Consider the following 18999-nt stretch of genomic DNA (forward strand, 5'->3'; position numbering starts at 1 on the left):
TCCATGGCCCTGACACGCAGATCGGTCAACCGCATGGCGGGTTCGATCTGGCCGGGATTCGTGGATGCGATGACCGGGCTTCTGCTGGTTCTGATGTTCGTTCTGACCATTTTTATGGTGGTGCAATTCGTGCTGCGCGAGACGATCTCGGGTCAGGCGGATGAGCTGGATGAACTCTCGGCGCAGGTGGCGTCTTTGGCCGATGCACTGGGGTTGGAAAAGGGCCGCGCCGATGCGCTTGAGGGGCGCGTGGTCAGCCTGTCGGCCACCCTGTCCGAGGCGCGCGACACCGCCGCTGCGCAGGAGGCGTTGATCGCCTCGCTGAATGCCACCATTTCCGGGCAGCAGGATGAACTCGCCGCCCGCGCGGCCGCGATCACTTCCTTCGAGGCGCAGGTGGCGTCGCTGATAGCCGAACGTGACGAAGCCCGGGCCGAAGGCACTGCGCTGGCGGCCTCTCTGGCCGACCTGGAGGACGCCCAGGCGCGGCTGATTTCCGAACAGGAGGCCTTGAACCTGGCACTTGCCAAGGCACGCGACGAGATCGACGCCCAGACCGAGGCCGCCCGCCTGGCCGCGGCCCGTCGCGAGGCGCTGGAGGCGCTGATCACGAAGCTCGAAGCGGATGTGGTCGAACGCGAGACCTCTCTGGCGGCCGCCCTGGCGCGCCTTGAAAGCGGCGACGCCGAAGTGGCCGGGCTGCGCAGCGACCTGACCGCCGCGCTGGCCGCCCTGGATGCCGCCGAGGCCGCGGTTCTGGCGGAACGCACAGCGCGGGAAGGGGTGGAAGAGGAACTCTCGGCCGCCGAGGCCGCCCGCCTGGCCGATCTGGCCACCGCCGAAGCCCTGCGTGAACGGCTTGTTGGGATCGAACAGGATCTGACCGAAGCGGAAGCCACCCGCCTTGCCGAATTGGCTGCCGCCGAAGAACTGCGCACCCGCCTGGCCGATGCCGAAGGGGCGCTGACCGAGGCCGAGGCTGCCCGCCTGGCCGACCTCGCCGCCGCCGAGGCCCTGCGCGAACAGCTCGCAAATTCCCAGGACGAGCTGACCGCGATGACCTTGGCGCTGGAGGAACAGCGCCAGCGGGCCGAGGACACCCTGACCCTGCTGGCCGCCGCCGAGGCTGCCCAGAGCGACCTGGATACGAAACTCGCCGCCGCCCTTTTGGAACTGGAAGGCCTGCGCACCGCATCGGGGGACGAAAATACTCTGCGAGAGGAACTCGCCGCTGCGCTGGCCGCGCGCATTGCCGCCGAACAGACCGCCGAAGACGCGATGGATCGCGCCGAACGCCAGGCCGCGCTGCTCGCCACGGCCAACGAGGTTCTGGCCGAACAGGAGGCTGCAAGTGCGGATGACCAACGCACGCTGGCCTTGCTGAACGCCCAGATCGCCGAGCTGCGGGTGCAGCTGGGATCGCTGCAGGCGGTTCTGGATGCTTCCGAGGCGCGGGATGCGGAAAGTCAGACGCAGATCCAATCGCTGGGGGATCGCCTGAACGCGGCCCTGGCCCAGGTTGCCAGCGAACAGCGCCGCCGCGCCGAACTGGAAGAGGCCGAACGTCGGCGGCTCGAGGAAGAGGCGAAGGAGCTGGAAAGCTACCGCTCCGAATTCTTCGGCAAGCTGCGCCAGATCCTGGGTGACCGCGAAGGTGTGCGCATTGTCGGCGACCGCTTCGTCTTCTCCTCCGAAGTGCTGTTCGAGCCCGCCAAGGTCGAGCTGGCCGCCGAAGGCCGCGCCCAGATCGCCAGCGTGGTCGCGCTGCTGTCCGAAGTGGCGGGCGAGATCCCGCCCGAGGTCGACTGGATCATCCGGGTTGATGGTCACACCGACAACGTGCCGCTGGCGGGCACGGGCGAATATGCCAACAACTGGGAACTGTCGCAGGGCCGCGCCCTCTCGGTCGTGACCTACATGACCGAGGAACTGGGTTTCCCGCCCGACCGCCTGGCAGCAACGGGCTTTGGCGAGTTCCAACCGGTCAACCCGGCCGATACGCCCGAGGCGCGGGCACAGAACCGCCGGATCGAGCTGAAGCTGACCGAGCGCTAGTTCCCAAGCGTGGTGGAGGTTTTCATCCGGTCGATCTCTACTCCGTCGCGCAGCAGGATCACCGTGCCCGTGTAGAGGCCGGGAGAGTGATTGTCCGCGTGAAGCTTGCGCCCGGACGCACGAAAAAGCTGCGCTTTGGCGGCGTCAATTTCGACTGTCTTGTCTGAGAAAACGCCCCCAGGCCCCTCAATCAGCAGGCGGATATGATCGTCTGCACGCGCGCCAAATACATGGGTCCAGAGCACCAGGGCCGGGGCCTGGGCAGGCAATGTCTGCGCATGGGCCTCGCCCCATTTGATGGGGCCGAACTCGGGTAGGCCGGGGGCGAAACCTGCCTGGAGCAACCCGCCTGGTTCATAGTCAATAGGGACCTGCCACAGCTGGTCGTTGCCGGTTTCCCCGCACGAAATTATGCCATCCGTGTTGAACGGATCGACCACGGACCCGTCCTTTCGGATCGACAGGTGCAGATGGGGAAACTCGGTTCGGCCGGACATGCCGACCTGACCCAGTACCGCTCCCATGGCGACACGCTGGCCCTTTTGTACACGCAGCGAGCCTTCGCGTAGGTGGCAATATTGGGTCTCCCATCCACCGCCATGATCGATCACCAGCCCGTTGCCGCAATCCTGCCCGTCCGGGAAGGTCATCGGGGTGTCGCGCCAGTGGTCTGCTACCCCATCACGTACAGCGCGCACCACGCCGGGTGCCGCGGCCTGAATATTCACGCCCGCCTGTGCCACCGCGTGGGAACGCACGGCGAAATCTGTACCCTTGTGCCCGTCATAGGACAGGCCGCCACAGGTGAAATCGGCGGCACCCGGGCCGCCATCCGCATCGACATAGTTCTGGATGAAACAGTCCTCGCCCAAGCTGCAATCGATCGGCAGCCCCAGCAAAGGGTCGCGCGCCGCCGCGGGGGACGCGGCGGCGGCAAGAACACATGCCCAAAGTGGGGCCCAGGGAAGACGCATCAGTCCGCGGTCAAGAGCGGCGGCTTCTTCTTCGAGCCGATACGGGCGTTTTGCGGCTCCTCGATGCGCAGATCGAGCTGCCCGCCCTTCACGCCCACCTTGACCAGCCCACCCTTGGCGAGCTTGCCGAACAAGAGCTCCTCGGCCAGGGGCTTCTTGATATGTTCCTGGATCACCCGGCCAAGAGGGCGCGCGCCCATGCGGTCGTCATAGCCGCGATCTGCAATCCATTCGGCGGCCGCGCGGGTGAGTTCGATATGCACGCCACGGTCCATCAGCTGGGCCTCGAGCTGCAGCACGAATTTCTCGACCACCTGCAGGATCACCTCCTTGCCCAGCGGGGCAAAGCTGATCACCGCATCCAGACGGTTGCGGAATTCCGGGCTGAAGGTGCGTTCGATGGCGGCGGTATCCTCACCCTCGCGACGGTCGCGACCGAAGCCCACGGCAGCCTTTGCCTGTTCGGCAGCACCCGCGTTCGAGGTCATGATCAGCACCACGTTGCGGAAGCTGACCGTGCGGCCGTTGTGGTCGGTCAGGCGCCCATTGTCCATCACCTGAAGCAGGATGTTGTAGACATCCGGGTGGGCCTTTTCCATCTCATCCAGCAGCAGCACGCAATGCGGGTGCTGGTCGACGCCGTCGGTCAGAAGGCCGCCCTGGTCAAAGCCGACATAACCCGGAGGCGCACCGATCAGGCGCGAGACCGCGTGTTTCTCCATGTATTCCGACATGTCGAAACGCAGGAGCTCCACACCCAGATTGTCGGCCAGCTGACGCGCGACCTCGGTCTTGCCGACGCCGGTCGGACCCGCAAACAGGTAGTTGCCGATGGGCTTCTCCGGTTCGCGCAGGCCCGCGCGGGCCAGCTTGATGGCCGAGGAGAGCGACTCGATCGCACTGTCCTGACCGAACACCACGCGTTTCAGCGACTTTTCCAGGTCCCGCAGGGTTTCGGCATCGTCCTTGGACACGGATTTCGGCGGGATGCGGGCGATCTTGGCGACGACCGCCTCGATCTCTTTGGTGCCGATGCTCTTGCGCCGTTTCGAGGCGATGATCAGGTGCTGCGCCGCGCCGGCTTCGTCGATCACGTCGATCGCCTTGTCGGGCAGTTTGCGGTCGTTGATGTAGCGGTCGGACAGTTCCACTGCGGTCTTGATCGCATCCTGGGTGTATTTCACGCCGTGATGTTCCTCGAAGTAGGGCTTGAGCCCCTTCAGGATCTTGACTGCGTCATCCACCGTGGGTTCGTTCACGTCGATCTTCTGGAACCGGCGGCTCAGCGCGCGGTCCTTTTCGAAATGCTGGCGAAACTCCTTGTAGGTTGTCGAGCCCATGCAGCGCAGCTTGCCGCCCTGCAAAGCGGGTTTCAGCAGGTTCGAGGCATCCATCGCCCCGCCGGAAGTGGCGCCGGCGCCGATCACGGTGTGGATCTCGTCAATGAACAGAACCGCGTCGGGGTGATCCTCCAGCTCCTTCATCACAGCTTTCAGGCGTTCTTCGAAATCGCCGCGATAACGGGTGCCCGCCAGAAGTGCCCCCATGTCGAGCGAGAAGATGGTGGTGCTGGCCAGAACCTCGGGCGTTTCGCCTTCGACGATCTTGTTGGCCAAGCCTTCCGCAATGGCGGTCTTGCCCACGCCGGGGTCACCGACCAGGAGCGGATTGTTCTTGCGGCGGCGGCACAGGACCTGGATGCAGCGTTCGACCTCATGGTCGCGGCCGATCAGCGGGTCGATGTCACCATCACGCGACTTGGCGTTCAGGTCGACGCAGTATTTCGCGAGTGCGCTGTCTTTTTCCTCGGCCTCCGGTTCATCGACCGTCTCGCCAAACTCAGGTGTGCCGGAGACCGGCCGCGCCTCGCCAAAGGCGGGGTCCTTGGCCACGCCATGGGCGATGTAATTCACCGCGTCATAGCGGGTCATTTCCTGTTCCTGCAGGAAGAAGGCGGCGTTGCTTTCGCGTTCGGCAAAGATCGCGACCAGCACGTTGGCGCCGGTCACTTCGGTTCGGCCCGAGCTTTGCACGTGGATCGCCGCGCGTTGGATCACGCGCTGGAAGGCGGCGGTCGGCACCGCTTCGGATCCGTCGATATCTGTGATGAGCGTCGTCAGCTCCTCGTCGATGAAGGTGACAAGGGTCTTGCGCAGGTCTTCCAGATCGACCGAGCAGGCCTGCATGACCCGGGCCGCATCCGGCTCGTCGATCAGCGCCAGCAGAAGATGTTCGAGCGTCGCAAGTTCGTGCTTGCGATCGTTCGCCAGGGCCAGCGCCTGGTGGATTGCTGTTTCCAGCGTGGTCGAAAAGGATGGCACTTGTTCTTGCTCCTCGTCCATGTGGTTGCCCGTATGGTCCTCGTGTCCCTCACGTACAACCGTGGACTCATATGGTTAAGGTTCGGTTTTCCGACCGGTACTTCAACCCCCATTCCTTCAAAAACTGCTCACATCCGCCTGATCGGGTGAAATTCCTGTGGAAAAGAGGCGGGCAATGGCAAATCGCTCATTCCCCCGACGCAGAAGAGGCCGGGCGCATGTCGCCACGTAGCTGTTCTTCCCAATCGTCGCGCATTTCACGAAGGCGCGCAAGATAGGCTTCGTTCTCATGCGCGGGGATGGTCGGATCATAGGCTTCGGCCGCGTCCAGCATGACCCGCCGGTCGATGCGGTCGAAGGCGGCGACCATGCGTTCGGCCTCGGCTTGGCTGTGGCCCAGAGCCATGAAGGCCGACCGGCTCATGCGCAACGAGCTGTCATAGGTCTCGCGGATGATGTCGCGGCAGCCGTGCCCCCAAAGGTCATAGACATGGTTGCGGTCCATCGCGCGCGCGACCACATGCAAGTTCGGGTAGGTGGCCATGGCGTGTCTAACCAGGGTGTTGATTGCCTCCTTGCCGTCGATGGCGACGACCAGCATCTTGGCCTCGGCAATGCCTGCGGCGTGCAGGAGGTCGGGCCGGGTCGCATCGCCGTAGTGGATATGGAAATCGAACTTGCGCAGGATCTCCAGCTGTTCGATTGAAAAGTCGATCACCGTCGTCTCGTATCCCGCGCCGCGCAGGGCCCGATTGATGATACCGCCCATGCGCCCGTGGCCCGCGATGATGATCTTGGCGGGATCCGTGATCTCGTCCATCTCGCGCTCTTCAGGCGCACTGAAACGCGGCGCGATGACCTTGTCCAGAAGGATGAACAGCGCAGGAGTCAGCAGCATCGACAGGGCCACCACCAGCGACAGTTGATCGGCCAGAGGCTGCGGGATGACCGAGTTCGCCACCGTAAAGGACAGCAGCACGAAGCCGAACTCGCCCGCCTGGGCCAGTCCCAGACCGAACAGCCACTTGTCATAGCCGGTCAGCTTGAAGCTGCGCGCAAGCATCAGAAGCACCAGGCATTTGATCGCCATCAGCCCCAGGGTCAGGCCGAGGATTGCGGCAAACTGGTCGAACAGCAGATCAAAATCGATTGCTGCGCCCACTGTGATGAAGAAGACGCCCAGCAGAAGCCCCTTGAACGGGTCGATATTGCTTTCCAGCTCGTGGCGATATTCGCTGTTGGCCAGGACCACGCCCGCCAGGAAGGTGCCAAGCGCGGGTGACAGGCCGACAAGGCTCATCAACAGGGCGATGCCGATCACCATCATCAGGGCGGTTGCAGTGAAGAGTTCGCGCAGGTTGGCAAGCGCAATGAAGCGGAAGATCGGGCGGGTCAGGCGCGAGCCGATGAAGACCACGGCGGCGATGGCGGCAAGGTTGACCAGCGCGGTCTGCCAGCCGGTCAGCCCGTCGACCAAGCTGATGCCGTGACCTGCGTCGCCATGGCTGTCCGTCCCATGTGCCTCCGTGGCGCCATGGGCCGAGTCCGCCGCATGGCCTGCCATCTCGGTGATCTCGGGCATGGCCAGCAGCGGGATCAGCGCCAGCATCGGGATGACAGCGATGTCCTGAAACAGCAGCACGGAAAAGGACGACTGCCCACCATCGGACTTCATCAACCCCTTTTCATTCAGCGTTTGCAGCACAATGGCCGTCGAACTCAGCGCCAGCACCAGCCCGACCGCAAGCGCGACCGTCCAGGGCAGACCAAAGAGCAGCGCGAACCCCGTAACAATTGCCGCCGTGCCGCCAACCTGCATGCCGCCCAGCCCCAACAGTTTCGCCCGCATCTCCCACAAGCGCTTGGGTTCCAGCTCCAACCCGACGAGGAAAAGCATCATGACCACGCCGAACTCGGCAAAATGCTGGATCGAGACGACATCCACCCCCAGCACCGCCAGGATCGGGCTGATGGCGATACCCGCGATCAGGTAGCCCAGGACCGAACCAAGCCCGAAGCGTGACGCGATGGGCACCGCGACCACACCGGCGCAGAGGAAGATGAAGGCAAGCAGCAGGAAGTCGGTCATGGCAGGCTCCTAGGTGAGCGGATCAGAAACGATCCTTGCGGGCGCGGATCTCGGCAAAGACTTCGGCGTCGGGAGCGCCCGCCATGCCCAGCCCGGCTTTGACCTCGGGCAGGTGGGCGCGCAGGAAGGGGTTGGTGGCCAGCTCCAGCGACAGGGCGGAGGGCACGGTGGGAATGCCCACCTCCCGTGCCTCGCCAATATCGGCGCTTCGATCCGTCAGCGCGGTGTTGTCCGGCTCGATGGTAAGGGCAAAGGCGGCGTTGGCGGCGGTGTATTCATGGCCGGAACAGACCTGGGTCTCGGGCGGCAGGGCCGCGAGTTTCGACAGGCTGCCCCACATCTGCGGCGCGGTGCCCTCGAACAGGCGGCCACAGCCCAGAGCCATCAGGCTGTCGCCGGTGAACACGGCCTGGGCGGCGGGGATGTGAAAGGCGATGTGGCCGACCGTGTGGCCCGAGACATCCATCACCCGCACCTCATGGCCCGCGAAGTCAAAGACATCGCCGTCCGACACCGCCGTGTCGAGCGCAGGTAGGCGGTGTGCGTCGGCCTTGGCGCCGATCACCTGCGGCTTGAACGCCTCGCGCAACTCCTCGACCCCGTCCACGTGGTCATAGTGGTGATGGGTGATCAGGATATGGCTGAGTTTCCAGCCGCGCATGTCAAGCTCCGCGCGGATTGGTGCTGCCTCCGGCGCATCGGCCAGGGCGGTTAGGCCGGTCGCGGCGTCATGCAGCAGAAAGGCGTAATTGTCTTCGCGGCAGGGGATTGTGACGAGAGTCAGGGTCATTTTGCGCTCCATTCGATAGCGCCAACTGTTGCCCATTCGCGCGACGGGGACAATACTGGGGGTATGACAACACCTGCACCCCAGGCGGGCGAGCGTCCCCATTCCACGGCACACGCCCGCGACGATGGTCGGCTTTCGGCCCCCTCGGCGGCCCGCAATGCGGCGCCGATCCTGGAGGTTTTGGCCCGTCACGTGCCTGATGCGGGCTATGCGCTGGAGATCGCCTCGGGAACTGGCGAACATGCGGTGGCCTGCGCCAAGGCTTTCCCGGGCGTGGTCTGGCAGCCCACGGATATCGACGCGGACCGGCTGGTCTCGATCGACAGCTGGCGTGCGGTCAAGGGGCACCGCAACATGCGGCTGGCGCAGCATCTGGATGCCTCGACCCCGGACTGGTGCGCGCCGGGGTTCAATTTCTTCCTGACCGTGAACCTCTTGCACCTGATCCCTGAAGCGGCGGTCGAGAACCTGATCCGTGGCATCGCGCGCAGCCTGGAACCCGGCGGGCGCTGGGCGCTCTACGGTCCGTTCCGCACTGGCGGCGGGTTCCGCAGTGAGGGAGATCTGACCTTCCACGAAAGCCTGACAGCCCATGATCCGGCGATTGGCTACAAGGACTTGGAATGGGTCGAGGGCCTGGCGCGGGACGTAGGGCTTACCCGCCGCGAGTTGGTCGAAATGCCCGCCAACAATCTCATGCTGATCACCGAACGCAGTTGATCTCACCGGGCGGGTGCGGCGGTGTCGAGGGTCATGGACCTTTTGCAACAATCCGCTAAGCTCGCCCCTGACAAATCGTCCCTGAAACCCGGCGAGAGGCCCCATGCATCTGGACGTTCAGGATCTGCGCAACTTCTATTATCGCAGCACGCTGGGCCGTGCTGCGCAGAAGGCCGTGCGCGACCAGGTGACCGCGCTGTGGGATCCGGCGCGGGCCCGGGGCGAAACGGTGGTGGGCTTTGGCTTTGCCGTGCCGCTGTTGCGCCCCTATCTGAACCACGCCCGCCGGGTCATGGGGCTGATGCCCGCGCCACAGGGGGTGATGCCCTGGCCCGCGGGCATGCCCAATGTGTCTTCGCTGGTCGAGGAGTATCTCTGGCCGGTCGATACCGGGGTGGCGGACAAGCTGGTGCTGATGCACGGGCTGGAAACCGCCTCCGACTCTGCGCTGTTGCTGGAGGAATGCTACCGGGTGCTCGGCCCCGGTGGGCGGGCGCTGTTCGTGGTGCCGAACCGGACCGGGCTCTGGTCGCGGTCTGACAAGACGCCCTTCGGCTTTGGGCGGCCCTATACAAGTTCGCAGTTGGAAAGCCAGCTGCGCTATCACGGGCTGATCCCGGAACGCCACATGACCGCGCTTTATCAGCCGCCCTCGGCTCGGCGGTTCTGGCTGAAGACCGGCCCGATGTGGGAACGCCTGGGCACCCGCACCCCGATCCTGATGGCGGGGGGCGTCTTGATGGTCGAAGCCTCGAAACAGATCCCGGCGCCGCGCCGCCCGGGCCTTGCGCAGCGCGTGCGCAAGCCGCTCAAGGTGCTCGAAGGGCTGGGCCAGCCGGTGCCGGAACCGACGGGGAGGTCCGCCTAGCCAGGGCGCACGCTTCCGCTAGTAGGCCCATGGAGGAACCCAACTTGTGGGAAGCTGGGTAACCTCGCGGTTCACGGTGATGTCCGGGTCTTCGTTATAGCCGTCCCTGATGTCTGGCGTCGCCCCGTCTAAAACCGAGTACGATCCCAGATCCATCACCAGGAACCTCTGATCTGTTTCCGGGTCATGCGCGTCCCCCTGACCCAAGTAATACACGATGCGGTGCTCCCGGTGATACCAATCCTCACCACTCTCGCTCGTCCACTCCAGTTGCACATAGACCTGGCCCTCCACATCCTTGTCCAACTCGATTGTCAGGCTGTCTTCTTCCGAGAAGTAATCGATTTCGGTGGTCGTGCCCGCCGCAACACTGTCGGCGGTCACATGAAGGGTGATCTGGTCCGCCCCATGCCCCGACAAGATTTGGTCCGGCGCGGTGACGTCGATGACATCATCTCCGTCCCCCGTGTTGATGATCATGTTGTCCGCCGTCCCGATCACGCTGTCATTCCCGCCCGCGGTCTTGATGACGCCAGCGCTCTGGTCGATCAGGGTCACGTTGTCATCCCCAGCGCTGCCAACCAGCCAGCTGGCGTCCTCGATGGTCACATCGCCGCCAGGGGCGTGGACAAGGTCAAGCGGTTCATGCACTCCCAAGACCCACCCGTCGTCCGTTGCTTCCCAGAAGGTTCCACGGGTAAAGATCACGTCATCTGGATCAAATTCGGAAACCCCTTGCAGGCGGAATATGGTGGAAAAGGTTTTCGCTTCGAATTCGTAGGATACGATGACATCCGTGAAACTCCCATCCTCGGATGGTGTTGCAGTGACGCCGCTTGGCTGCCACGACAAGCCAGCCGGAGGGGAGACCGCCAACAGGTCTTCTTCGGGGTCGAAATCGGTAATCTCAAAAACCTCGTCGCGCCCGGCGCGGTAGGAGTCATCAGACAGGAAGAAATCGGATCCTTCGCCGCCTGTCAGAACCGGGTCGCCGCTGGAGAGGTTACGCTGCAGCAGAAACAGGTCATCACCGCCGCCGCCCTCGACTGGAGCATCGTGACGGGTCGCGTCCGACTCCAATATGTCGTTCCCTTCGGTTGCCGTGTCTCTGATGTGTCGCACCTCCGCGCCACCCGCGCCTTCACCTGCACGGTAAGTGTCGACCCACTCCTCGATGCTTTCGGGATCGGATGTATCAAGCGCGGTCTCGTCCTCTGCCGAGCCATTTCCGTCAAACGCATCCCACAGCGCCCAACCGGCGCCGAGCCCCAGAAGGCCGAGCAGTACTGTCAAGCCCACGTTTTATCTCGCTTAAAATCGAATCCACTCAATCGGCAGTTTAGCGGTCCGGTGGGTCGAACGAAGGGTCAGCGGCGCGGACTCCATGTCGCATCACGCCGCGTGAACGGACAGCGTGTCCTGCGACAGGACTGGTATGCCGTAGCTGATATCCGGGTCCAGATTGTCTTCGTAGGCGTAGTAGAAACTGCCGTCGTCGGAGTTCTGCCGCAGCTCGAACGTGCCAATCTCGATTGTCGCGATCGGGGTCAGGGCATCGAGGTCGGGGTCCGCCTCGTCGCTCAGATAGACGTTCAGATGCACCGTGCCTTCGTGGGTTTGGCCATAGGAGGTGTCTGTGACGGTGCTGTATCTGATATGTGCGCCTTGGGGCAGGTCCTCATCCACCGCGATGTGCAGGCTGTCCTCTTCATCGGTCAGGTTGATAATTGCCGGGTCGCTCGGCGCGTCGGGTGTGACCACCAGGGTCAGGCTGTCCACCCCCGGACCGCCATCAACCTCGGCGCCCGTGCCGAAGGTGATCATGTCATCGCCTTCGCCCCCCAAAAGCGTGCCCGTGGCATGGGTGACGTCTATCACGTCATCACCTGCGCCGCCGTCCACCGCGATGCTTCCCGCCGCGCCTGACGTACCGACGGCGCCAGTCAGGGTATCATTGCCGTCCCCCAGCACCGTGATGCTGCCCGCAGCCCCCGTGATATCCACAAGGTCATCGCCCGCGCCCAGGTCCATGTAACCGCCCGCCTCCTGGGTCTCGACGTCCGCTTCGTCACTGCCGGCCTCGACCCAGGTGGTCGGTGTGCTGAGGGCAAGGGGATCGAAGAAATCCGGGATGCCTGGCTGGGCATCGGGCTGGTCAAACTCCTCGACAAAGCGGATGCTGTCGGGGTCGAATTCGCTGATCCCGTGCAGGCGGATTGTGGTTTCAGCATCGTCCCGTGTCAAAACAAGGTCCACATAGGGGGCGTCATCCGTGCCGCCTGCGATGGTCGTGATACTGTCCAGCCCACCGTCCAGTGCATCGCAGATGGTGATCTCGTCCTCATCCGGATTGAAATCCAGGAACTCGGGGAACCCGACATGGCCTATGTCGTTCAGGCTGATCACCGCCACATCGCGCCCTTCGCCCCCGGCGAAACGCAGCGATTGGTCATTGTCGAGCGTGCTGTCATACAGACCCGAGGCCGAGAACGGGTCGTGGTTCAACGAAATCAGATCATCGCCAGTCCCGGCGTCGAGCACACCGTCCGACGCGGTCGCGCCATGAACCAGCAGCAGGTCATCCCCCGCGGTTCCCTGTGTCGCATCGTGGAAATCGTCGGTGAAACTGGGGCGGAACTCATCGAAGAAGGTATTGAGCTCGTCCAGTGTGTCCGTGTCGACGGGATCGGTGCTGCCATGTGACACTTGGGGTTCTGGTTCAGGGGCGGGTTCGGCATCATCCTTTTCGTCGAGTATATCCCACATGGCCCAGCCCGCACCCAGGCCCAACAATCCCAACAGCAACAACGGTCCCACGGCCGCACCTCGTGAATCACGAACAAAGAGTCTCGCAAGAGTTTAGTTCGTGACGACGGAACGATAAAGCGCAGATCCGGAAACGCACTGTGAAAGCTACGCAATATCGCAGGCCGGTATGCGGTGGTATGCAAAAAATGTCAGGCGATTCTGCATCTGTTCAATAAGTGATTTTGCCTTGCTCAGTGGGCTTTACGCCCACACGGTGGCGAATGCCTTGAAAACAAGGGCGAGAATGTTGGCGTTAAACTACGCCAAGCCCGTTGCCTCAATAGCATTGCTCTGTTACACCCCACGCGATTTTGATGAAACCGTGCAACCGCGCGGCATCGCAGGCCGCCCCGACTTGCCGCCCGGCAGGTCACGATGGGGCTCAAAGACATGGAAGGGTGGACGTGTCCGAACCAGTCTCGATCTCACAGGGTATTGCCCAACGCTACGCCACGGCGATCATCGACCTGGCGAAAGAAGGCAAAGGCCTTAAAGCGGTGGAGGGCGATGTCGACGCCCTGGACGCCGCACTGACCGAAAGCAGCGAATTCGTTGACCTGATCAACTCGCCGGTTCTGAGCCGCGAGGAACAGGCCACCGCGATGGCTGCCATCGCCAAGAAGATGAAACTCTCGCCGACGATGACGAACACGCTGGGCCTGATGGCCGAGAAGCGTCGTCTGTTCGTGCTGCCTCAGCTGACCGCCGCCTTGCGCGCCGCGATCGCCGAGGACAAGGGCGAAGTGACCGCCGAAGTGACCGCCGCCAAGGCGATGACCAAGGCCCAACAAGACAAACTCGCCAAGGCGCTGAAAGCGACCATCGGCAAGGATGTGAAAGTTAATGTGGCCGTCGATGAAGCTCTCATCGGCGGTCTTGTCGTCAAGGTGGGTTCGAAGATGATCGATACGTCGATCGCTTCGAAACTCGATGCACTGCAGAATTCCATGAAAGAGGTCGGATAATGGGTATCCAAGCAGCCGAAATCTCTGCGATCCTTAAGGAGCAGATCAAGAACTTTGGCCAGGAGGCCGAAGTGGCCGAAGTCGGCCGCGTGCTTTCCGTCGGTGACGGTATTGCCCGCGTGCATGGCCTGGACAACGTGCAGGCCGGTGAAATGGTCGAATTCCCCGGTGGTATCCGGGGCATGGCCCTGAACCTGGAAGCCGACAACGTCGGTGTGGTTATCTTCGGGTCGGACCGCGACATTAAAGAAGGTGACACGGTCAAGCGCACCAACTCGATCGTGGACGTTCCCGCCGGCGAAGGCCTGCTGGGGCGCGTTGTCGACGGTCTGGGCAACCCGATCGACGGCAAGGGTCCGATCGAAGCCAAAGAGCGCAAGATCGCTGACGTCAAAGCCCCGGGCATCATCCCGCGTAAATCGGTGCACGAGCCGATGGCAACCGGCCTGAAATCGGTCGACGCGATGATCCCGATCGGCCGCGGCCAGCGCGAGTTGATCATCGGCGACCGTCAGACCGGCAAGACCGCCGTGGCCCTGGACGCGATCCTGAACCAGAAATCCTACAACGACGCCGCCGGCGACGATGAATCGAAAAAGCTGTACTGCGTCTATGTCGCCGTCGGCCAGAAGCGTTCGACCGTTGCCCAGCTGGTGAAGAAGCTGGAAGAAACCGGCGCGATCGAATACTCGATCGTCGTGGCCGCCACCGCCTCGGACCCCGCGCCGATGCAGTTCCTGGCCCCCTACGCCGCCACCGCCATGGCGGAATACTTCCGCGACAACGGCAAGCACGCCCTGATCATCTACGATGACCTGTCCAAACAGGCCGTCTCGTACCGTCAGATGTCGCTGCTGCTGCGCCGCCCGCCGGGGCGTGAAGCTTATCCGGGTGACGTTTTCTACCTCCACTCGCGTCTGCTGGAACGTTCGGCCAAGCTGAACGAAGACTTCGGTGCAGGTTCGCTGACCGCTCTGCCGATCATCGAAACCCAGGGCGGCGACGTGTCGGCGTTTATTCCGACCAACGTGATCTCGATCACCGACGGCCAGATCTTCCTGGAAACCGAACTGTTCTACCAGGGCATCCGCCCCGCCGTGAACACCGGTCTGTCGGTGTCGCGCGTGGGTTCGTCGGCCCAGACCAAGGCGATGTCCTCGGTTGCCGGTCCGGTGAAACTGTCGCTGGCTCAGTACCGCGAGATGGCTGCCTTCGCGCAGTTCGGCTCGGACCTGGACGCCGCCACCCAGCAGCTGCTGGCCCGTGGTGCCCGCCTGACCGAACTGATGAAACAGCCGCAGTACTCGCCGCTGACCAACGCCGAGATCGTCTGCGTCATCTACGCCGGCACCAACGGCTACCTGGACAAGGTCGACCTGAAAGAGGTCGGTCGCTTCGAGCAGGGCCTGCTGAACCACCTGCGCACCAACTGCGCCGATCTGCTGGCCGACATCACCGACAACGACCGCAAGGTCAAAGGTGAGCTGGAAGACAAGGTCAAGGCCGCACTGGACGCGTTCGCCGCTGATTTCGCTTAAGGGGGACTAAGGGCAATGCCGAGTCTCAAGGACCTTAAAAACAGGATCGAAAGCGTCAAGTCGACGCGGAAGATCACCAAGGCCATGCAGATGGTGGCCGCCGCAAAACTGCGGCGGGCACAGGAAGCAGCCGAGGCCTCGCGCCCCTATGCCGAACGGTTCAATGCCGTGATGGCGGGGCTGGCGGCGTCGGCGGGCGGCGAAGATGCGCCCAAGCTTCTGGCAGGCACCGGCAGCGATCAGGTCCACCTTCTGGTGGTCATGACCGCTGAACGCGGCCTCTGCGGTGGCTTCAACAGCTCGATCGTCAAAATGGCCCGTGCGAAAGCTGAAGAGCTGCTCGCCCAGGGCAAGACGGTGAAGATGCTGACCGTTGGCAAGAAGGGCCGCGAGCAGCTGAAGCGCGAATACGAGGACATGATGGTCGACCACGTCGATCTGACCGAAGTAAAGCGCATCGGCTACGCCAACGCTCAAGGCATCGCGACCGACCTCATCAACCGTTTCAACGGTGGCGAGTTCGATGTGGCGACGATCTTCTACAACACGTTCGAAAACGTCGTGACCCAGATCCCGACCGAAAAGCAGGTCATCCCGGCCAGCTTCGAGGCGGAAGAAGGCGCTGACGAAGGCTCGACCGTCTATGACTACGAGCCCTCGGAAGAAGGCATCCTGGCCACGCTGCTGCCCAGCGGTGTTGCCACGGCCATCTTCTCGGCCCTGCTGGAGAACGCCGCGTCCGAGCAAGGCGCGCGGATGTCCGCCATGGACAACGCGACGCGCAACGCGGGCGACATGATCGACAAGCTGACCATCGAGTTCAACCGCTCGCGTCAGGCCGTCATCACCAACGAGCTTATCGAAATCATTTCGGGCGCCGAGGCGCTCTAACCGAACCGGAGTAACAACATGGCAAACGCAAAAGGCAAGGTGACCCAGGTCATTGGCGCCGTTGTGGACGTGCAGTTCGAAGACGCGCTGCCCGAAATCCTGAACGCCCTGACCACCGACAACAACGGCAACAACCTGGTGCTGGAAGTTGCCCAGCACCTGGGTGAGAACACCGTGCGCACCATCGCCATGGACGCGACCGAAGGTCTCGTTCGTGGTCAGGAAGTGGTCGACAGCGGCGAACCGATCTCGGTTCCCGTCGGCAATGCCACCCTGGGCCGCATCCTGAACGTCACCGGCGAGCCGATCGACGAAAAGGGCCCGGTCAAGGCGGACGAAAAACGCGCCATTCACCAGGACGCGCCCGAGTTCTCGGAACAGTCGACTGAATCGGAAGTTCTGGTCACCGGCATCAAGGTCGTCGACCTGCTGGCCCCCTACGCCAAGGGGGGCAAGATCGGCCTGTTCGGCGGCGCCGGTGTGGGCAAGACGGTTCTGATCATGGAACTGATCAACAACATCGCCAAGGTGCACTCGGGTTTCTCGGTCTTCGCCGGTGTGGGTGAACGGACCCGTGAGGGCAACGACCTCTACCACGAGATGATCGAATCCAACGTTATCGACCCGGAAAACCTGGAAAACTCGCAGGTGGCCATGGTTTACGGCCAGATGAACGAGCCTCCGGGGGCCCGTGCCCGTGTTGCTCTGACCGGCCTGACCCTGGCCGAGCAGTTCCGCGACCAGTCCGGGACCGACGTTCTGTTCTTCGTCGACAACATCTTCCGCTTCACCCAGGCGGGTTCGGAAGTGTCGGCTCTGCTGGGTCGTATCCCCTCGGCGGTGGGCTACCAGCCGACCCTGGCCACCGACATGGGTGCCCTGCAGGAACGCATCACCTCGACCAAAGCTGGCTCGATCACCTCGGTGCAGGCCATCTACGTGCCCGCGGACGACCTTACCGACCCCGCGCCGGCCACGTCGTTTGCCCACCTGGACGCCACCACCGTTCTGTCGCGTGCGATCTCGGAACTGGGCATCTACCCGGCCGTTGACCCGCTCGACTCGACCTCGCGCCTGCTGGACCCGGCCATCGTCGGTGAAGAGCATTACGCCGTGGCTTCGGAAGTGCAGGAGATCCTCCAGCGCTACAAGTCGCTGCAGGACATCATCGCCATTCTGGGCATGGACGAACTGTCGGAAGAAGACAAACTGACCGTGGCCCGTGCGCGTAAGATCCAGCGCTTCCTGTCGCAGCCCTTCGACGTGGCGAAAGTGTTCACCGGCTCGGACGGCGTGCAGGTTCCGCTTGACGTCACCATCGCCTCGTTCAAGGCGGTTGTGGCCGGCGAATACGACCACCTGCCCGAAGGCGCCTTCTACATGGTTGGCGGCATCGACGAGGTGATCGCCAAGGCCGAGAAAATGGCCGCGGACGCCGCCTAATCTGAAGGAGGCCCATCATGGCTGACACGATGCAATTCGACCTGGTCTCGCCCGAGCGGAAGCTGTCTTCCGTCCAGGCGAGCGCGGTGCAGCTGCCCGGGGCCGAAGGCGACATGACGGCAATGCCCGATCACGCGCCGACCATCACCACCCTGCGGCCGGGCATCGTGCGTGTCCAGTCGCCGGAAGGTGACGCGGACTATGTGGTGACCGGTGGTTTCGCCGAGATCAATGCCGCTGGCACCTCGGTTCTGGCCGAACGCGCCGTGCCGGTGTCGGAGTTCAACCAGGATACCCTGGACGAGTTCATGACCGATGCGGTCAACGCCCGCGACAATGCCACGCCCGAGATGCTGGACGACCTGGCGAAACGGGCGACCGAACTGGCTGGCGTGGCTGCCGAGCTTGGCCTGAACGCCAACAGCTGAACGCAGCGCGAACGAGATAAGGAAGCCCCGCCCGACGGCGGGGCTTTTCGTTTGTTCCAGAGGTGGGATTTCGGGTTAGTCTGCCCCGGAGGTTTCCGGTCTTCCCATCGGGGACCTGCGCGGTTGCCGGGTTCGTGCGTGCTTTGGCCGCGGGGTGGATTTCGGAACCAGCGTGGGTTCAATCCGGGATTTTGCCAGCAAGGACTTCTGTGTTCCTGGTCCGAGCATCCCTCCGAAGTAGACCACCCCGAACCCCTCATGGACCGCTTCTAACCGGGCGGGTAGGACCAGGTGGTTCACGATAAGATGCGCATCGATACACGGAGCCTGCGCCTCCATGCGCAGGGACAGTTCGGGGCTTTCCGGTTGGAACCGGCACCCTTTACGCCCCAGGATCGACATATGGCCAGGGATCACGTCCACCCCAATCTTCAATCGGGCCGGGACCCAGCATTTACGGCGGTTGAACAGCAGAGCGAATATCCAGACATAGCCCAGCCGCATCAGGTAGATGGTGCCAACCACGGATACCAGCGTGACCGGAACCATGCCCAGGCGCAGAGCAACATTGCCTGCCCCGCCGCTGCCCGTGAACAACCCTGCTTCGTCACCGGACGGGCCCGCGCCGCCATGTGTCTTGCTGCCGTTGCCCGCCATCTCCAGCCGCGCTTCTGCGGCGCAGACACGTTCGCGCAGCTTTTCGACCCGCCGCAGGCGCAGCCGGGTGACGTTCTGGCTCATGACAAGCCGGTTCTGCGCCACGGTGCGCGCTTCACGGATCAACATGTCGACGGCGTGGGTATTTGCGGGGTAGCCTGCCTCGCGCAACCGGTCAGCCACGTCCGGGGGGGACACCCGTTGGGCGCGTCGGTACAGGTCGGCTGCGTCGGAACTGCTGATCCCGTCAGGCCGCGCCATGGCACTTTCCATCGCCTCGACAAGCCGCCCAACCTCGGCGGTCAGAATGCACTGCGCCGCTGTCTGCCCGGTCAAGAGCAGGCTGAACAGCACCGCGAGAATGAGGCGCGGCTTTATCTGATGTCGACCTTCAATCATGGGGCGAGTCTCGCTGAAAAGAGCAAACAACAGGTAAACATCTGCTGGAGGGC

At 63.3% G+C, this 18999-nt stretch carries 15 protein-coding genes; 8 read left to right on the plus strand and 7 right to left on the minus strand.

Annotated elements, in window-relative coordinates:
• The first annotated feature begins 3 nt into the window (after window positions 1–3).
• Window positions 4–2055: a peptidoglycan -binding protein gene (locus tag ACO07D_RS12065; RefSeq protein WP_421703193.1), complete on the plus strand. Its 2052-nt coding sequence runs from the start codon at window positions 4–6 to the stop codon at window positions 2053–2055.
• On the opposite strand, the gene ACO07D_RS12070 is transcribed toward ACO07D_RS12065, so the two are convergent.
• The 4 genes from ACO07D_RS12070 to gloB form a co-directional block, all read right to left on the minus strand.
• Entirely contained in the window at window positions 2052–3029 is a 978-nt protein-coding gene (locus tag ACO07D_RS12070) for a M23 family metallopeptidase (RefSeq protein ID WP_421703194.1), read from the minus strand. The genes ACO07D_RS12065 and ACO07D_RS12070 overlap by 4 nt on opposite strands.
• On the minus strand, window positions 3029–5350 hold the full coding sequence (gene clpA / locus ACO07D_RS12075; RefSeq protein ID WP_421705025.1) for an ATP-dependent Clp protease ATP-binding subunit ClpA: 2322 nt from the start codon (window positions 5348–5350) through the stop codon (window positions 3029–3031). The genes ACO07D_RS12070 and clpA overlap by 1 nt, the downstream gene beginning before the upstream one ends.
• Window positions 5351–5537: 187 nt before the next feature.
• Entirely contained in the window at window positions 5538–7439 is a 1902-nt protein-coding gene (locus ACO07D_RS12080; protein ID WP_421703195.1) for a cation:proton antiporter, read from the minus strand.
• Between the two features lie 22 nt (window positions 7440–7461).
• Entirely contained in the window at window positions 7462–8229 is a 768-nt protein-coding gene (gene gloB, locus ACO07D_RS12085; protein WP_421703196.1) for a hydroxyacylglutathione hydrolase, read from the minus strand.
• A gap of 63 nt (window positions 8230–8292) precedes the next feature.
• Between gloB and ACO07D_RS12090 the strand changes: the two genes are divergently transcribed.
• Together ACO07D_RS12090 and ACO07D_RS12095 are read left to right on the plus strand one after the other, a co-directional pair.
• Window positions 8293–8949, plus strand: coding sequence for a DUF938 domain-containing protein (locus ACO07D_RS12090; RefSeq protein ID WP_421703197.1), 657 nt, complete (start codon window positions 8293–8295; stop codon window positions 8947–8949).
• A 103-nt stretch (window positions 8950–9052) separates the two neighbouring features.
• Window positions 9053–9817: a hypothetical protein gene (locus ACO07D_RS12095; RefSeq protein ID WP_421703198.1), complete on the plus strand. Its 765-nt coding sequence runs from the start codon at window positions 9053–9055 to the stop codon at window positions 9815–9817.
• 18 nt (window positions 9818–9835) lie between these two features.
• On the opposite strand, the gene ACO07D_RS12100 is transcribed toward ACO07D_RS12095, so the two are convergent.
• On the minus strand, window positions 9836–11110 hold the full coding sequence (locus ACO07D_RS12100; RefSeq protein ID WP_421703199.1) for a hypothetical protein: 1275 nt from the start codon (window positions 11108–11110) through the stop codon (window positions 9836–9838).
• A 99-nt stretch (window positions 11111–11209) separates the two neighbouring features.
• Window positions 11210–12634 (minus strand): hypothetical protein, encoded by a 1425-nt coding sequence (locus ACO07D_RS12105; RefSeq protein WP_421703200.1) that lies wholly within the window; start codon window positions 12632–12634, stop codon window positions 11210–11212.
• A gap of 389 nt (window positions 12635–13023) precedes the next feature.
• Here ACO07D_RS12105 and ACO07D_RS12110 point away from each other — a divergent pair, with 389 nt between their 5' ends.
• The 5 genes from ACO07D_RS12110 to ACO07D_RS12130 are packed head-to-tail and all read left to right on the plus strand — an operon-like array spanning window position 13024 to window position 17890.
• A complete protein-coding gene (locus tag ACO07D_RS12110; RefSeq protein WP_421703201.1) occupies window positions 13024–13590 on the plus strand; it encodes a F0F1 ATP synthase subunit delta in 567 nt (188 codons plus the stop codon).
• A complete protein-coding gene (gene atpA, locus ACO07D_RS12115) occupies window positions 13590–15128 on the plus strand; it encodes a F0F1 ATP synthase subunit alpha (RefSeq protein ID WP_421703202.1) in 1539 nt (512 codons plus the stop codon). Before ACO07D_RS12110 ends, atpA begins: the two co-directional genes overlap by 1 nt.
• Window positions 15129–15143: 15 nt before the next feature.
• Window positions 15144–16019 carry a F0F1 ATP synthase subunit gamma gene (locus ACO07D_RS12120; protein ID WP_421703203.1) on the plus strand — a complete coding sequence of 292 codons (876 nt, stop codon included), beginning with the start codon at window positions 15144–15146 and terminating at the stop codon, window positions 16017–16019.
• An 18-nt stretch (window positions 16020–16037) separates the two neighbouring features.
• Entirely contained in the window at window positions 16038–17462 is a 1425-nt protein-coding gene (atpD, locus tag ACO07D_RS12125) for a F0F1 ATP synthase subunit beta (protein WP_421703204.1), read from the plus strand.
• Between the two features lie 17 nt (window positions 17463–17479).
• On the plus strand, window positions 17480–17890 hold the full coding sequence (locus tag ACO07D_RS12130) for a F0F1 ATP synthase subunit epsilon (RefSeq protein WP_421703205.1): 411 nt from the start codon (window positions 17480–17482) through the stop codon (window positions 17888–17890).
• 75 nt (window positions 17891–17965) lie between these two features.
• Here ACO07D_RS12130 and ACO07D_RS12135 read toward each other — a convergent pair whose 3' ends face one another.
• The gene (locus ACO07D_RS12135) at window positions 17966–18946 is read right to left on the minus strand and encodes a hypothetical protein (protein ID WP_421703206.1); all 981 of its coding nucleotides are present in this window, start codon (window positions 18944–18946) and stop codon (window positions 17966–17968) included.
• Window positions 18947–18999: the final 53 nt, after the last annotated feature.

The organism is Aliiroseovarius sp. (genome assembly GCF_965228805.1).
GTDB lineage: Bacteria > Pseudomonadota > Alphaproteobacteria > Rhodobacterales > Rhodobacteraceae > JASBTN01.

Bases quoted from the DNA above. Each gene is read 5' to 3' on its own strand.
- atpA (WP_421703202.1), top strand. From the start codon at position 13,590: ATGGGTATCCAAGCAGCCGAAATCTCTGCGATCCTTAAGGAGCAGATC.
- ACO07D_RS12135 (WP_421703206.1), bottom strand. From the start codon at position 18,946: ATGATTGAAGGTCGACATCAGATAAAGCCGCGCCTCATTCTCGCGGTG.
- ACO07D_RS12130 (WP_421703205.1), top strand. From the start codon at position 17,480: ATGGCTGACACGATGCAATTCGACCTGGTCTCGCCCGAGCGGAAGCTG.
- ACO07D_RS12070 (WP_421703194.1), bottom strand. From the start codon at position 3,029: ATGCGTCTTCCCTGGGCCCCACTTTGGGCATGTGTTCTTGCCGCCGCC.
- ACO07D_RS12080 (WP_421703195.1), bottom strand. From the start codon at position 7,439: ATGACCGACTTCCTGCTGCTTGCCTTCATCTTCCTCTGCGCCGGTGTG.
- ACO07D_RS12090 (WP_421703197.1), top strand. From the start codon at position 8,293: ATGACAACACCTGCACCCCAGGCGGGCGAGCGTCCCCATTCCACGGCA.
- ACO07D_RS12095 (WP_421703198.1), top strand. From the start codon at position 9,053: ATGCATCTGGACGTTCAGGATCTGCGCAACTTCTATTATCGCAGCACG.
- gloB (WP_421703196.1), bottom strand. From the start codon at position 8,229: ATGACCCTGACTCTCGTCACAATCCCCTGCCGCGAAGACAATTACGCC.
- atpD (WP_421703204.1), top strand. From the start codon at position 16,038: ATGGCAAACGCAAAAGGCAAGGTGACCCAGGTCATTGGCGCCGTTGTG.
- ACO07D_RS12120 (WP_421703203.1), top strand. From the start codon at position 15,144: ATGCCGAGTCTCAAGGACCTTAAAAACAGGATCGAAAGCGTCAAGTCG.
- ACO07D_RS12065 (WP_421703193.1), top strand. From the start codon at position 4: ATGGCCCTGACACGCAGATCGGTCAACCGCATGGCGGGTTCGATCTGG.